Source organism: Streptomyces sp. NBC_01723, assembly GCF_036246005.1.
Classification (GTDB): domain Bacteria; phylum Actinomycetota; class Actinomycetes; order Streptomycetales; family Streptomycetaceae; genus Streptomyces.
Map to the genome: position 1 here is coordinate 2921443 of NZ_CP109171.1, position 13484 is coordinate 2934926.

14 protein-coding genes and 2 tRNA genes are annotated in these 13484 nt (G+C 70.9%); 8 read left to right on the plus strand and 8 right to left on the minus strand.

Annotated features, from left to right (window positions below):
- Positions 1 to 12: 12 nt before the first annotated feature.
- The 6 genes from OIE75_RS13555 to OIE75_RS13580 all read right to left on the minus strand — a co-directional run bounded on the left by OIE75_RS13555 (position 13) and on the right by OIE75_RS13580 (position 4821).
- Positions 13 to 86 (minus strand) — tRNA-Lys (locus OIE75_RS13555).
- A complete protein-coding gene (locus OIE75_RS13560; RefSeq protein WP_329471033.1) occupies positions 77 to 673 on the minus strand; it encodes a bifunctional DNA primase/polymerase in 597 nt (198 codons plus the stop codon). Before OIE75_RS13560 ends, OIE75_RS13555 begins: the two co-directional genes overlap by 10 nt.
- 112 nt (positions 674 to 785) lie before the next feature.
- Positions 786 to 1133, minus strand: coding sequence for a hypothetical protein (locus OIE75_RS13565; RefSeq protein WP_122619922.1), 348 nt, complete (start codon positions 1131 to 1133; stop codon positions 786 to 788).
- 162 nt (positions 1134 to 1295) lie between these two features.
- Positions 1296 to 2855, minus strand: a complete 1560-nt coding sequence (locus tag OIE75_RS13570; RefSeq protein WP_329471034.1) for a pectate lyase family protein — start codon at positions 2853 to 2855, stop codon at positions 1296 to 1298.
- 392 nt (positions 2856 to 3247) lie between these two features.
- The gene (locus OIE75_RS13575; protein WP_329471035.1) at positions 3248 to 3979 is read right to left on the minus strand and encodes a maleate cis-trans isomerase family protein; all 732 of its coding nucleotides are present in this window, start codon (positions 3977 to 3979) and stop codon (positions 3248 to 3250) included.
- Entirely contained in the window at positions 3976 to 4821 is an 846-nt protein-coding gene (locus OIE75_RS13580; protein ID WP_307012356.1) for a maleate cis-trans isomerase family protein, read from the minus strand. Before OIE75_RS13580 ends, OIE75_RS13575 begins: the two co-directional genes overlap by 4 nt.
- Positions 4822 to 5021: 200 nt before the next feature.
- Between OIE75_RS13580 and OIE75_RS13585 the strand changes: the two genes are divergently transcribed.
- Positions 5022 to 5969, plus strand: a complete 948-nt coding sequence (locus OIE75_RS13585; RefSeq protein WP_329471036.1) for a D-2-hydroxyacid dehydrogenase — start codon at positions 5022 to 5024, stop codon at positions 5967 to 5969.
- Between the two features lie 23 nt (positions 5970 to 5992).
- Positions 5993 to 7378, plus strand: a complete 1386-nt coding sequence (locus OIE75_RS13590; RefSeq protein WP_329471038.1) for an amidase — start codon at positions 5993 to 5995, stop codon at positions 7376 to 7378.
- Between the two features lie 617 nt (positions 7379 to 7995).
- On the opposite strand, the gene OIE75_RS13595 is transcribed toward OIE75_RS13590, so the two are convergent.
- The gene (locus tag OIE75_RS13595; protein WP_122619917.1) at positions 7996 to 8490 is read right to left on the minus strand and encodes a DUF3830 family protein; all 495 of its coding nucleotides are present in this window, start codon (positions 8488 to 8490) and stop codon (positions 7996 to 7998) included.
- Between the two features lie 106 nt (positions 8491 to 8596).
- Between OIE75_RS13595 and ehuB the strand changes: the two genes are divergently transcribed.
- The 6 genes from ehuB to OIE75_RS13625 all read left to right on the plus strand — a co-directional run bounded on the left by ehuB (position 8597) and on the right by OIE75_RS13625 (position 12747).
- Positions 8597 to 9526, plus strand: coding sequence for an ectoine/hydroxyectoine ABC transporter substrate-binding protein EhuB (ehuB, locus tag OIE75_RS13600; protein ID WP_307012362.1), 930 nt, complete (start codon positions 8597 to 8599; stop codon positions 9524 to 9526).
- Positions 9523 to 10224 (plus strand): ectoine/hydroxyectoine ABC transporter permease subunit EhuC, encoded by a 702-nt coding sequence (gene ehuC, locus OIE75_RS13605; RefSeq protein ID WP_307012364.1) that lies wholly within the window; start codon positions 9523 to 9525, stop codon positions 10222 to 10224. Before ehuB ends, ehuC begins: the two co-directional genes overlap by 4 nt.
- Positions 10221 to 10871, plus strand: a complete 651-nt coding sequence (ehuD, locus tag OIE75_RS13610; protein ID WP_329471041.1) for an ectoine/hydroxyectoine ABC transporter permease subunit EhuD — start codon at positions 10221 to 10223, stop codon at positions 10869 to 10871. Before ehuC ends, ehuD begins: the two co-directional genes overlap by 4 nt.
- Positions 10861 to 11646 carry an ectoine/hydroxyectoine ABC transporter ATP-binding protein EhuA gene (gene ehuA / locus OIE75_RS13615; RefSeq protein WP_307012368.1) on the plus strand — a complete coding sequence of 262 codons (786 nt, stop codon included), beginning with the start codon at positions 10861 to 10863 and terminating at the stop codon, positions 11644 to 11646. Before ehuD ends, ehuA begins: the two co-directional genes overlap by 11 nt.
- A 181-nt stretch (positions 11647 to 11827) precedes the next feature.
- Positions 11828 to 12586 carry an IclR family transcriptional regulator gene (locus OIE75_RS13620; protein ID WP_329471042.1) on the plus strand — a complete coding sequence of 253 codons (759 nt, stop codon included), beginning with the start codon at positions 11828 to 11830 and terminating at the stop codon, positions 12584 to 12586.
- Between the two features lie 87 nt (positions 12587 to 12673).
- Positions 12674 to 12747, plus strand: a tRNA-Lys gene (locus OIE75_RS13625).
- Positions 12748 to 12801: 54 nt separating this feature from the next.
- On the opposite strand, the gene OIE75_RS13630 is transcribed toward OIE75_RS13625, so the two are convergent.
- The gene (locus OIE75_RS13630; protein ID WP_329471044.1) at positions 12802 to 13407 is read right to left on the minus strand and encodes a lytic polysaccharide monooxygenase auxiliary activity family 9 protein; all 606 of its coding nucleotides are present in this window, start codon (positions 13405 to 13407) and stop codon (positions 12802 to 12804) included.
- Between the last annotated feature and the right edge of the window lie 77 nt (positions 13408 to 13484).

Genomic DNA, 13484 nt, shown 5'->3' on the forward strand with positions numbered 1-13484 from the left:
CCATCGCCAACGTGCGCCGCCAGGGACTCGAACCCCGGACCCGCTGATTAAGAGTCAGCTGCTCTAACCAACTGAGCTAGCGGCGCCTGCTGACGTCGTAGACCTTAGCATCCTGTTCGGCGGAGGGAAAAATCGAAATCCGCACCGCGGATCGGGCCGCCCTTACGGCCGCCCAGAGCAGGATTTCCGGGCCCGGCAGCCACGGCATGCGGGTGTCCGGCGCCACCAGCCACCGCGCCCCGGAACGGGCGGGCCCGCCCGCGGGGGCCGGTACGGTCACCGCGTCCCCGGCGCCGTGGCACAGCAGCGGCGGCACCGCCCCCGTACGCCCGTCGCCCCTGCCGCGGGCGCTCCACTCCTCCCACTCGAGGAGCGACGGCAGCCGCTGGGCGGTGCCCGGCGCGGCGAAAAGCAGCATCCGGCCCCGGAACTCCGCCACCGGGCCGGACCCCGGGCCGTCGTCCCACATCCGGTCCAGCATCCGGCGCCCGAAGATCGCGGGGGCGCTCACCACGTCGAAGGCGGAACCGCAGGGCAGGACGACCGGGGCCTCGGGCCGCTCCTCCCACAGCGCCAGCGTGCTGCGCGGATACGTGCTCGCCGAGGCCAGCCAGGCGGCGCCGTCCGAGGTGACGTCCGAGACGTGGGGGGTGGCGTTGCGTGTGCTGCTCATGCCGCACACATCTACCGGGCGTGAGGGAGTCGCTCCGCTGGGTTGCGGGAAATGGGGACAGGACGGAAGGGAAGGGAGTATCTTGCCCACCCTCCTGGCATATGCGCTCGGGTTACTCCGCCGGTTCGCCGCGCATCAGATCGCGTCCGAACTCCACCATCTTCTTGGCGTAGTCCTCGGTCCACTCGGCGCGCTCGGCGATGTCCGCGGCGGTGAGCCGGTCGAACCGTCGCGGGTCGGCCAGCTGCGCGGCCGCGATCGCCTGGTACTCCATCGCGCGGTCCGCCGCCGCGCGGAAGGCCTGCGTCAGCTCGGTGGCGCGCTCCAGCAGCGCCCGGGGGTCGTCGATCGACTCGAGGTCGAAGAAGTGCTCGGGATCGGCGGCCGCCTCCGCCGGCTCGAAGAGCAGGGGCGCGGGGCGTAGCCGCGGTTCGTTCCGACGCGGCGTGGGCTCCGCCATGTCTTCTCCTCCTCGTACGTCACGACGACCCTCCCCCGCACGCGGGGGCACTCCGTCGGAGTGGGCCACCGTCCATTGTCCCGCGCCCGCGCAAGAGGGCGGGGCGTGCCCGGCGCGGCGCCCGGACACACCCCGCCCTCCGGGGCGGGACCACGCGGCTCGCTAGCCCGCGTACGTCTCGAACTCGGCGATCTTCGGGGTGCCCGAGGCGCCGGTGATCTCGAAGGTGATCTTCGTCAGGGAGACCGCCGGGAAGCTGATCAGGCCCGCCCCGCTGCCGGTGGCCAGCACGGCTCCGGTGCCGTGGTCGACGAGCCGGTAGGAGCCGATGGCGCCCTCGGAGCCGGCCGCCTCCCGGATGGCGACCTTGGAGACCGTGGTGGGGGACGACCACTTCACGGAGACCGAGCCGGTCGTCCCGGCCGGTGACCAGTACGTACCCATGTCACCGTCGCGCACGTTGCCGTAGCTGGTGCCGCTCGCCTTGGACGAGCCGTCGGCGCCGGCCCCGACGCTGAGGTTGGTGCCGCTCGGCGGGTCGGTCGGGTCCGGGGAGGGCTCGGTCGGGTCGGTGGGGTCCGGGTCTGTGGGGTCCGGGGACGGGTCGGGGTTCTGCGGTGTGCAGCTGCCGTCGGACACCTTGAGGCCCTTGTTCGCGCCCGCCGTGGCGCTCACCACCGCGGGTACGCAGGAGGCGGCGTCCAGGCCGTAGGAGTACGGGATGGAGACCGTGGTGTTGGACCGCGGGTCGGGTCCGGCCGGGTTGGTGTCCTCGCCGGGCTCGGACCAGGTCACGTTGTCGAAGATGTTGCCGCTGACCTGCCAGTAGCCGGCCTGGTCGGTGTAGAAGGTGCCGAGGACGTCCTTGGAGTCCTCGAAGTAGTTGTTGTCCACCTTGGCCTTGGCGCCGGCCCGGGAGTTGATGCCGGACTCGTTGAGGCTCACGTAGTGGTTGTTGTAGATGTGCGAGGTGCCGCCGCGCAGCAGGGGGGTGCGGGAGTCGATGTTCTCGTACTTGTTGTGGTGGAAGGTGACGTACCCGTTGGACACGTCGCTCTCGCTGGAGCCGATCAGTCCGCCGCGGCCGGAGTTGCGCAGGACGCTGTAGGACAGGGTCACGTACTGGGTGTTGTCCTTCATGTCGAAGAGGCCGTCGAAGCCCGCCGACTCGCCGCCCGAGGCCTCCAGGGTGGTGTGGTCGACCCAGACGTTGCGGACGTCGCTCTCCATGCCGATGGCGTCGCCGCCGTTGGACGTGGGCGAGCCCGACTTCTTGACGTTCCGGACCGTCACGTTCTGGATGATGATGTTGCTGGACTCCCGGATGTGGATGCCCAGCTGGTCGAAGACGGCACCGCTGCCGACCCCGACGATCGTGACGTTGCTGATCTGCTTCAGCTCGATCTTGTCGGCTGCGGTGCTGCAACTGTCGCCCGACACCTTGCTGGTGTTGCCGTGGTTGATGGTGCCCTCGACCTCGATGGTGATCGGGGTGGCGCTGTCCGCCCGGCCGCACAGGGCCTGGTGGATCGCGGTGCCGGTGGTGGCCCGGACCGTCTGCCCGCCCGCGCCGCCGGTCGTGCCGCCGTTCTGGGTCGCGTAGCCGGTGGCGCCACCGGCCGCTGCCGCCGCCTCGGGCATGGCCAGCACCACCCCGGTCGCGGCGGCGAGGGCCAGTGTCCCCAGCGCCGCCTGGAGTCGCAGCGCGACGGGTCGTCTCATCCTCGGTCTCCCCTTCGTCTTCACATGCCGGAACGAACTGACTGTCGTGATCATGTCAATACGACAGTTGGGAAAGCGCTTTCTCGCCGTGAGAATAGGGTCCAGTCCGGGACCTGACAAGGGTTCAGGTATCTTCAGATGATGGGACGGTAGACATGTACATGAATCGCACTGGGGTCGATGTGCACCCCGGGCGGAGCTGCGGTACGCTCAAGCTGCCTGATCACGGGGTCAACCCCCAAGAACCGGCAGTGCGTTGGTGGTCCAAGGAAAGACGCCCCACTTCCCGTGGGGAAATGCAGGTGCAAGGCCTGCCCAGCGCTCCATGGAGAACCCCGGCCCCGCAGCAGCGGGACCGGGGTTCTCGCGTTTCACGACCCCTGACAGGGCCTTCAGGCCTGCACCACCGGCTCCCGGGTGAAGAGCGCACCCAGTTCCGGAGCGTTGACCCGGCGGTCCGCCAGGCGCAGGCCCTCCCAGATGGTGACCTGGTTCGCCGTCAGGACCGGCTTGCCCAGCTCCTTCTCCAGGGCCGGGATGTGGGCCGCCGTGTGGAGGGCGGTGTCCGGCAGGAGCACCGCCTCCGCGTCCGGGCGGTCGGCGGCGCGGGCCAGCGCCAGCACCTCCGCCTCGGTCCAGGTGCCGACCTCCGCGGCCGTGATGATGCCCGAGCCGACCACGTCGACCACCTCGATGCCGGCGGCTCCGAGGAACTCCGCGAAGAGCTGTGCCACGTCCTGCGGATAGGTCGCGCCGATCGCGACCCGCCGCGCCCCGACCTCGCGCACCGCGTGCACGAAGGCGAACGAGGTCGACGAGGCCGGCAGTCCGGCCGTCTGGGCCAGGCCGCGCACCTGTTCCTGCGCACCCTCCCAGCCGTGCACGAAACTGCCACTGGTGCAGGCCCACACCACGGCGTCGGCGCCGGCCAGCCGCAGCTCCTCGACGCCGGCCGCGAGCCGCTGCGGCGAGCCCATCTCCAGCAGGGCGTCCACCCGGTGCGCGTCCTCGCCGATGTCCGTGTGCACCAGGTCCACCCGGACGTCGCTGCCCAGCAGCTGCTCGATGCGTGGATAGTCGTCCTCGCCGGAGTGGCCCGGGTACAGGAACCCCAGTGCTGTCATGTCCACCCTTCCTGCTGCTGTTCGGTGTCCGGGCCGTCCGTCACGCCCGGGATGTCCGCCACTGCGGGGCCGGCCGGTCCCGGCACCGCGGGGCCGGTGCGCGCCGACGGATCGGTCAGCGTCTGGTACGGCCCCACGGCACGGGTACCCAGTCGGCGCAGCGCCGCCCACATCGTCACTTGGTTGGCCGAGATCACCGGGATCCGCAGCTCGGCCTCCAGTTGCGGGATGACGTCGTAGGTGGGGAGGTTCGTGCAGGAGATGAAGAGGGCGTCCGCCGCGCCCTCGCCCGGTACCGCCTGGCGCGCCATGTCGGCCACGTCGCGGTACGGCACCTTCCAGATGTGCCGGGTCAGCCCCATGAAGGCGCAGCCCGTGACCGTCACTCCGGCCTCGGCGATGTACGCCTCCAGCGACCGGGTGACCGACACGGTGTACGGCGTCACCAGCGCGAGCCGGCGCACGCCCAACTCGGCCAGCGCGTCCAGCAACGCCCCGGAGGTCGTCACGGACGGGACCGCGCCCGCCCAGGTCATCGCCTCGCACATCGCCCGTTCGCCGGCGACGCCGCCGACGAAACTGCCCGAGGTGCAGGCGTAGGCGACGACCTCGGGGGCGATGGCGTTGAGGGTGCGCACCGCCTCACCGAGGGTTTGGTGCTCGCTGACCATCCGCGCGAGGTCCAGACTGACCTCGACGGGCACGAAAGGGGTTCGCGTCATGTGCAGCGAGACCTCGTCGGGCACCCACCGCCACAGCTCGCGATCGAGTGCGAAGTCGAACGGGGCGACCACGCCGACCCCGCGTTGCGGAGCTGGTCCGCCGAGAAAGGAGATGTCCATGGCACGCACCGGCCTCACACTGAGGAAGGAGAGGGCAACGCACCGTTACGCACGGCCGTGTTGACGAAGGTAGGTTGCGGTGCGAGCGTGGTCAATCCGCCCGCGTCACTCCCAGGTCAACAGCCGGTTAACTTCCGCGTCAACACCCGAACCGCCCCGGTTTTCCCCGCACCGCCCCCGTACCGGAGACACGCCTGCCGATGAGCACGCCCACGCTTCTCGTCCTGGACGCCGAACCACTCCCCCGGCTGGGCCGGCTGACCGGCCGGGCCCGGATCGAGCACACCGACGCGAGGTCCCTCGCCGAGCGGTTGCCGCACGCCGACGTGCTGCTCGTGTGGGACTTCAGCTCGCACGCGGTGCGCGAGGCGTGGCCCGGCGACGGCCCGCGGCCGCGCTGGGTGCACACGGCGAGCGCCGGGGTGGACCATCTGATGTGTCCGGAGCTGGCCGATTCCGAGACGGTGGTGACCAACGCGCGCGGCGTCTTCGACCAGCCGATCGCCGAGTACGTCGCCGCGCTCGTCCTGGCGATGGCGAAGGACCTGCCGACGACACTGCGGTTGCAGGGTGAGGGGACGTGGCGGCACCGCGAGTCGATGCGGGTGGCCGGAACGCGCGCCTGTGTGGTCGGTTCCGGGCCGATCGGGCGGGCGATCGCGCAGACGCTCAAGGCGCTCGGCATCACCACCGCGCTGGTCGGCCGCACCGCGCGCACCGGTGTGCACGGACCGGACGAGCTGGACCGGCTGCTGGCCCGCGCCGACTGGGTGGTCGCGGCGGCGCCGCTCACCGACGACACGCGCGGCATGTTCGACGCCCGGCGGTTCGGGGTGATGCAGCCCTCCGCCCGGTTCGTGAACGTGGGGCGGGGTCAGCTGGTCGTGGAGGACGACCTGGCCGAGGCGCTGACCAGGCGCTGGATCGCGGGTGCCGCGCTGGACGTGCTGAGCCGGGAGCCCCTCGCGCCGGAGAGTCCGCTGTGGCGGGTCCCCGATCTGATCATCTCCCCGCACATGAGCGGGGACACGATCGGCTGGCGGGACGAACTGGGGGCGCAGTTCGTGGATTTGTTCGAGAGCTGGGCGGCGGGCCGGCCGCTCGCGAACGTGGTCGACAAGAAGCGCGGATACGTGCCCGGACACTGACGTCCCAGGAAGCGGGAGGGTGCATGACGGACCTCGACCTCACCGAGCTGACCGCGGTACAGCTCGTCGACGGTTATCGCAAGGGCGACTTCAGCCCCGTCGAGGTGACCCGGGCGGCGCTGGACCGGGCCGAACAGATCCAGCCGGAGGTGAACGCCTTCGTGCGGCTCACCGGCGAGGAGGCGCTCGACCGGGCCCGGCGGGCGGAGGAGCGGTGGCGGCGCGGGGAGCCGTGCGGGCGCCTGGACGGGGTGCCGGTCACGGTGAAGGACATCCTGCTGACGCGTGGTCAGCCCACCCTGCGCGGCTCCCTGGCCGTCTCGCCGGACGGCCCCTGGGACGAGGACGCGCCCTCCGTCGCCCGGCTGCGCGAGCACGGCGCGGTCTTCCTCGGCAAGACGACCACGCCCGAGTACGGCTGGAAGGGCGTGACGGACTCGCCGCTGTCCGGCATCACCCGCAACCCGCACGACCCCGCCCGTACCGCGGGCGGCTCCAGCGGGGGCGCGGCGGCTGCCGTGGCGCTCGGGGCGGGGCCGCTGGCGCTCGGCACGGACGGCGGCGGGAGCGTGCGCATCCCGGCCTCCTTCTGCGGCGTCTTCGGCCTGAAACCGACGTACGGGCGGGTGCCGCTCTACCCGGCGAGCGCGTTCGGCACCCTCGCGCACGTCGGCCCGATCACCCGGGACGCGGCGGACGCGGCGCTGCTGCTGGACGTCATCGGCGTCCCCGACGCCCGGGACTGGTCGGCGCTGGGGCCGGCGCCCGGGTCGTACACCGAGGCCCTGGCCGGCGGTGTGCGGGGACTGCGGGTGGCGTACTCGCCCTCGCTCGGCGGGCAGGTGGCGGTACGCCCGGCGGTGGCGACGGCGGTCCGGCGTGCGGTGCAGCGGCTGGCGGAACTGGGCGCGTTCGTCGCGGAGGTGGATCCCGACTTCTCGGACCCGGTGGAGGCCTTCCACACGCTGTGGTTCAGCGGGGCGGCCCGCGTGGTGCAGCATCTGCGGGCGGGTCAGCGGGAACTGCTCGACCCGGGACTGCGGGAGATCGTCGGGGCGGGCGCCCGGTACTCGGCGCTGGAGTACCTGGCCGCGGTGGACGTCCGGATGGAGTTGGGCCGCCGGATGGGCCGCTTCCACGAGGAGTACGACCTGCTGGTCACGCCGACGCTGCCGATCACGGCGTTCGAGGCGGGCGCCGAGGTACCGAAGCGATCCGGACACCGGCGGTGGACGGGCTGGACGCCCTTCACCTACCCCTTCAACCTCACCCAGCAGCCGGCGGCATCGGTCCCGGCGGGCACCGACGCGGACGGCCTCCCCATCGGCCTCCAACTGATCGCCGCCCGCCACCGCGACGACCTGGTCCTGCGCGCGGCACACGCGCTGCAGGGGGCGGACCCGGCGTAGTCCGGGCCGCGGGTGGGCCTGGGCCGGGGGTGATCCGAGGCCGGGGGTGATCCGGGGCCGGGGGCACCCCGGCCCGACGCCGTCCCGGCCCGACGCACCCTGGGCCCAGCGCACCCTGGGCCCGGCGCACCCTGGGCCCAGCGCATCCAGGGCCCGGCAGGCAGCGGCGGACCGGCATGAGCGGCGCCCAGTCCGAGCGGGGCCCGACCTGCGGAGAACCCCGGCCCCCGCCACGCGTGGCACCCGCTCGACCCGGGCCACCACGCCCCGCCGGTCGAAGGGCCGACGCCGGCCGGCCGCGCAGGGCACGCAGGGCACGCAGGGCACGCCGGCACGCCCGCACAGCCCCCGCCCAAGACACGACGCAGCGCCCAACGAAGACACGACGCCCCGCCCAACGGCAGAACCACGCCGCAGGGCGAGATGACCGACACCCGGCGAGGCGGCGAGGGCCCTGGCGGGAGGCCGGGACACCCAGCGGGGCCGGGCGCCCAGCGGGAGGCCGGGGCGCCCAGCGGGAGGCCAGTGCACCCGGCGAGAGGGCCAGGGGCACCCGGCGAGGAGGCCAGGGCACCCGGCGACGGACCCCCGTCCTCCCCCGCCCCACCGCCGGAGGCCTACGCGCGGCGGAAGCTGAGGGTCTCCCCCGCCGCCCCCGTACGCCACAGGTCGTTGCAGGCCTCGGCCATCGCGGGCAGGCCCTCGACGATCTGGCCCCAGACGGTGCCGGGGACCCAGCCGACGTCGGCGTTGAGCAGGAGGTTGTTGCGCTCGTAGAAGAGGGCGAGGTCGACGAGGGTGGTGCCCGCGCGGACCTCCCGGTCGTAGCCGTACGCCTTGGTGCCCAATTCGGCGCCGGCGAAGGCGAAGTAGCACAGATCGCCCGGAATGGGCGTTACCGTCGGATTCTCCAGTGGTGGTTCGGATGTCGCGAAGGGCGGGAAGAGGGCGTAGATCTCGTTGCGCGCGTATTTGGCGTGATACACGTCGCTGCCGAGAGGGAGGGCGTCCCAGACGGCCTTGCAGGTGATCGGGGCCCGGTCGTCGAGCAGTTGGGCCGTGCAGGTGATTCCGCGCTTGACCAGCGAGACTTCGATGTAGCGATCAGCCATGCCTCCATGGCAGTGCCCCGCGGCCCCGCGGTCAAGGGCGCCGGGCCGAGGTATCGGACTGAAAACAGTCGGCATAACCCTTCCCCCATCGGGTAGCTGCGCGCCCATGGCTCCACCACACAGAACCCCTCCATGGGGTATATCCGACCAAAGGCCCAGGACAGCCGGGCCCACACGCCGGTCGCTGCTCGCGGGGGTCGCGGCGCTCGGCGCACTGGGGGCGGCCGGCTGCTCGCGGGTGGCCACCGCGTCCGACGTGGAAGGCGGTGACCTTCTCGACCGGCTCAGGGCACAGGGCGTCGCCCGGCTCGGCATAGCGGGCGAGATCCCCTTCGGCTACATCGACAAGAACGGTGAGCTGACCGGCGAGGCTCCGGAGCTGGCCAAGGTCATCTTCAAGCGCCTCGGAGTGGACCGGGTGCAGCCGGTGCCGACGGAGTTCGGTTCGCTCATCCCGGGGCTGGCGTCGCAGCAGTTCGACGTCGTGGCGGCCGGGATGTACATCAACCCCGAGCGCTGCCAGCAGGTCATCTTCTCCGACCCCGACTACCAGATGCTCGACGCGTACATCGTGCGCAAGGGCAACCCGCTCGGGCTGCGCAACTACAAGGACGTCGTCGAGAAGAAGGCCAAGTTCGCGACCGGCACCGGCTACGCCGAGATCGCCTACGCGGTGGAGCACGGGTACAAAGAGGACGACATCCTGATCGTCCCCGACCAGGTGGCCGGCCTCAACGCCGTCGAGTCCGGGCGCGTGGACGTCTTCGCGGGAACGGCGCTGACCGTCCGCGAGGTGGTCAAGAAGTCCAGCAAGGCGGAGGCGACCGAGGCCTTCGCACCGCTCGTCGACGGCAAGCCGCACGTCGACGGCGGCGGTTTCGCCTTCCGTCCGGACGAGACCAACCTGCGGGACGCCTTCAACGTCGAGCTGCAGAAGCTCAAGAAGAGCGGCGAACTGCTGCGCATCCTCAAGCCCTTCGGTTTCACCGAGAACGAGATGACCGATCTGACCGCGAAGGAGCTGTGCGGCGGATGACCTCGGGACTGTGGGAACTCGTACTCCAGGGTGTCTGGGTCACCATCCAGCTGCTCTTCTTCAGCACCCTGCTGGCGACGGCCGTCTCCTTCGTGGTCGGCATCGCGCGCACCCACCGGCTGTGGGTCGTCCGCTTCCTCGCGGGCTTCTACACCGAGGTGTTCCGCGGCACCTCCGCGCTGGTGATGATCTTCTGGGTGTTCTTCGTGCTGCCCCCGGCCTTCGGCTGGCAGCTGGTGCCGATGTGGGCGGGCACCCTGGCGCTGGGCCTGACCTACGGGGCGTACGGCTCCGAGATCGTGCGCGGCTCGCTCGCCGCGGTCGATCCGGCGCAGCGGGAGGGCGGCATCGCGCTGAGCTTCACTCCCTGGCAGCGGATGAAGCTGATCATGCTGCCGCAGGCCGTGCCGGAGATGATCCCGCCGTTCTCCAACCTGCTGATCGAGCTGCTCAAGGGCACCGCCCTGGTCTCGATCATGGGCATGGGCGACCTGGCGTTCAGCGGCAACCTGGTGCGGCTGGCGCTCCAGGAGAGCGCGGAGATCTACACGTACATCCTGCTGATCTACTTCGTGATCGCGTTCCTGCTCACGCGGGTGATGCGCGGCCTGGAGAAGAAGCTGAAGGCGGGCGTCGGGAAGGCGCCGAAGAAGACGGCGGCCGCCGTGCGCGTGCCTGAGGGAAGTGGTGTGTCGTGAACTGGGACTGGAGCGCGGTCTCCGACTTCATGCCGCACTTCTGGGACGGTCTGCTGGTCACCCTGCAGATCCTGGTCCTCGGCTCGCTGGTCTCGTTCGGCCTGGGCCTGGTGTGGGCGCTGCTGATGCGGGTGCCGAGCCGCTGGGTGACCTGGCCGGTCGGCATCGTCACCGAGTTCGTCCGGAACACCCCGCTGCTGGTGCAGCTGTTCTTCCTCTTCTACGTGCTGCCCGAGTGGAACATCACCTTCTCGGCGCTCACCACCGGTGTGGTCGCCATCGGCCTGCACTACTCGACGTACACGATGCAGGTCTACCGGGCCGGCATCGAGGCGGTGCCGGTCGGCCAGTGGGAGGCCGCGACGGCGCTCAACCTGCCGCTGCGGCGGACGTGGACGGCGGTCATCCTGCCGCAGGCCATCCGCCGTGTGGTGCCCGCCCTCGGCAACTACGTGATCTCCATGCTCAAGGACACGCCGCTGCTGATGGCGATCACGGTGCTGGAGATGCTCGGCGAGGCCCGGCTGTTCTCGCAGCAGAACTTCCAGTTCACCGAGCCCCTCACGGTGATCGGTGTGGCCTTCATCATCATCTCCTACCTGGCCTCCCTTGCCCTGCGAGCCCTGGAGCGACGCCTTGTCCACTGACACTCTTCCCAACCCCGAGAAAAGCCCCGAGCGAGGCGGCTCCGAGCTGATCCGCCTGGACCGGGTCACCAAGCGGTTCGGGGACAACACCGTCCTCGACAACCTCGACTTCGCCGTGGACGCGGGCAAGCACGTCACCCTGATCGGGCCGTCCGGCTCGGGCAAGACGACGATCCTGCGGCTGCTGATGACGCTGCTCAAGCCCGACGAGGGCACGATCACCGTGGACGGACAGAAGCTGTTCCCGGCGACCGAGAAGGAGCGTCGGGAGGCGCGCAAGCAGATCGGGATGGTGTTCCAGCAGTTCAACCTGTTCCCGAACATGACGGTGCTGCGCAACATCACCGAGGCGCCGGTCACCGTGCTCGGCCTGTCCAAGGACGAGGCGGTGGAGCGGGCCAGGGAGCTGCTCGACATGGTGGGCCTCGGCGACAAGTGCGACGCCCACCCGGCCCAGCTCTCCGGCGGTCAGCAGCAGCGGGTGGCGATCGCCCGGGCGCTGGCGATGCGGCCGAAGGTGCTGCTCCTCGACGAGGTGACCTCGGCGCTCGACCCCGAGCTGGTCGCGGGCGTCCTCGACCTGCTCCGGGACATCGCCCGCAGCACGGACATCACCATGCTGTGCGTGACCCACGAGATGAACTTCGCCCGGGACATCTCGGACCAGGTGCTGATGTTCGACTCGGGCCGGGTCATAGAGGCCGGCCCGCCGGAGAAGATCTTCAGCGAGCCGGAGCACGACCGGACGCGGGAGTTTCTCAGCGCGGTCCTGTAATTGCACGGTGCGCCTGCCCCAACGTCCGAGGTCGGGGCGTTGGGGCAGGCCACTGGCATGTGCCAGAGGTCCTGCGCCGCAGATGAGGGCCCCGAAATCCGGTCAACACGCCCTCACGAGAGGCCTCTTGGCGGCTATCGTGAAAGCCGGGATGCACCAGCGAGCGCAGGGGGAGACCACCGTGGCGCTGCAGCACAGGCCGACCGCGCCGCACCACTCGGCCCAGGACGCCCTGCGTGTCCTGGAGACGGTGACGCGGCACACCTCCGGGGCCACCGCCGTCGAACTCGGCCGCGGCTCCGGTCTCGACCAGGAGCGGCTGACCGCGCTCCTGCGCATGCTGCGCCGCGAGGGCTACGTCGAGCAGACCGCCGACGGTGCGTACGTCACCGGTGAGGCCCTGGCCCGCCTGGGCTCGGCCGACGGACGCGAGCAGGCGGTGCGGGACAAGCTCCAGCGCACCCTGGACCGGCTGCGCGACTCGGTGGGCGCCGCCGTCTACATCAGCCGGTACGTCGACGGCGAGGTCAGCGTCACCCACTACGCGGACAGCCCGACCACGCCCAAGGTCAACGAGTGGGTGGACTTCCGGGTCTCGGCGCACGCCACCGCGGTCGGCAAGAGCCTGCTGACCCAGCTGGACCACGCGGGCCGCCGCGACCATCTGGCCCGGCACAGGATGGCCCGGCTGACCTCGCGCACCATCACCAGCGACGCGCTCCTGATGTCCCGGCTGGAGTCCCAGCCGCCCACCGTGCCGGTCCTCGACCTCCAGGAGTACGCGGTGGGCACGGTCTGCGCGGCCGTCCCGATCACGGCCGGCTCCTCCGTGGGCTGTCTGGCCCTGTCGCTCCCGGTGGAGCAGGCGCACCGGCTGCGCGAGGCGGCGGACGAGCTGAACCGGAACGCGGCACCGGTGCTGCTGTCACTGACGATCTAGCTCGCGCCGCGGTGGTCGGGAGCACCCCCCGGGACCGGGTAGTATTTTCGTCGTCGCCGACCGCGGGAAGCGGACGGCGGGAGTCATGCGCCGCTAGCTCAGTTGGTTAGAGCAGCTGACTCTTAATCAGCGGGTCCGGGGTTCGAGTCCCTGGCGGCGCACAGCACAAGGTCCCCCTCGCTCCGGCGAGGGGGACCTTGCTCGTTTCCGCCCGATCAGAAGGTGATGTCCGAGCACGCGTAGAACGCGTTGCCCGTGTCGGCGATCGTCCAGACCGCGACGATCACGTGGCGTCCACTCAGCCCGGACGGCAGGGTGCCGGTGTGGGAGAGCGTGGCCGGCGGCTGCTGGTTGTTGTAGGGCACCGTGAAGAACGGTGTCAGGTTGAGGTCGGACCGGGCCAGGTTGTGGTTCTGGTTCCAGCCCGGCTTGGTGACGTAGTACTTGAAGTCGGTCGTGGCGTGCCGGGCGGTGAACTGCCAGCGGAAGGTGTAGCTCTGCCCGCCGTTCACCTTGGTGGCGGGCCACGCCTGGCCGTTGGGCTGCTTGGGGCTGTCCAGCGGGGCGAACGAGCCGACACCCGCGGAACAGATCTTCCCGTCGGCCGGCCCGGCGGCCGGGAAGCCCTTGGGGCCCTCGACGCTCTGCGGCTCCCACTGGATGGAGCCGCACCCGGTGACGGTGCCGTTCTGGCACACCTTCTGCCGGCTGACGGGCAGGTCGGTGTAGCCGTGACCGGTGGCGCCGCCGGACGAGAGCACGAGGGCTCCGGTGGTCGCCATACCCACCGCGGCGGCGTAGATCTTGGTCCTTGTGCGCATACTGCTGCTCCTGTGACGTGTGGGGAAGTTCAGCGAGCCGTGCAGGTCTAGACCAAGTCTCAGATTATTGCCGTGAG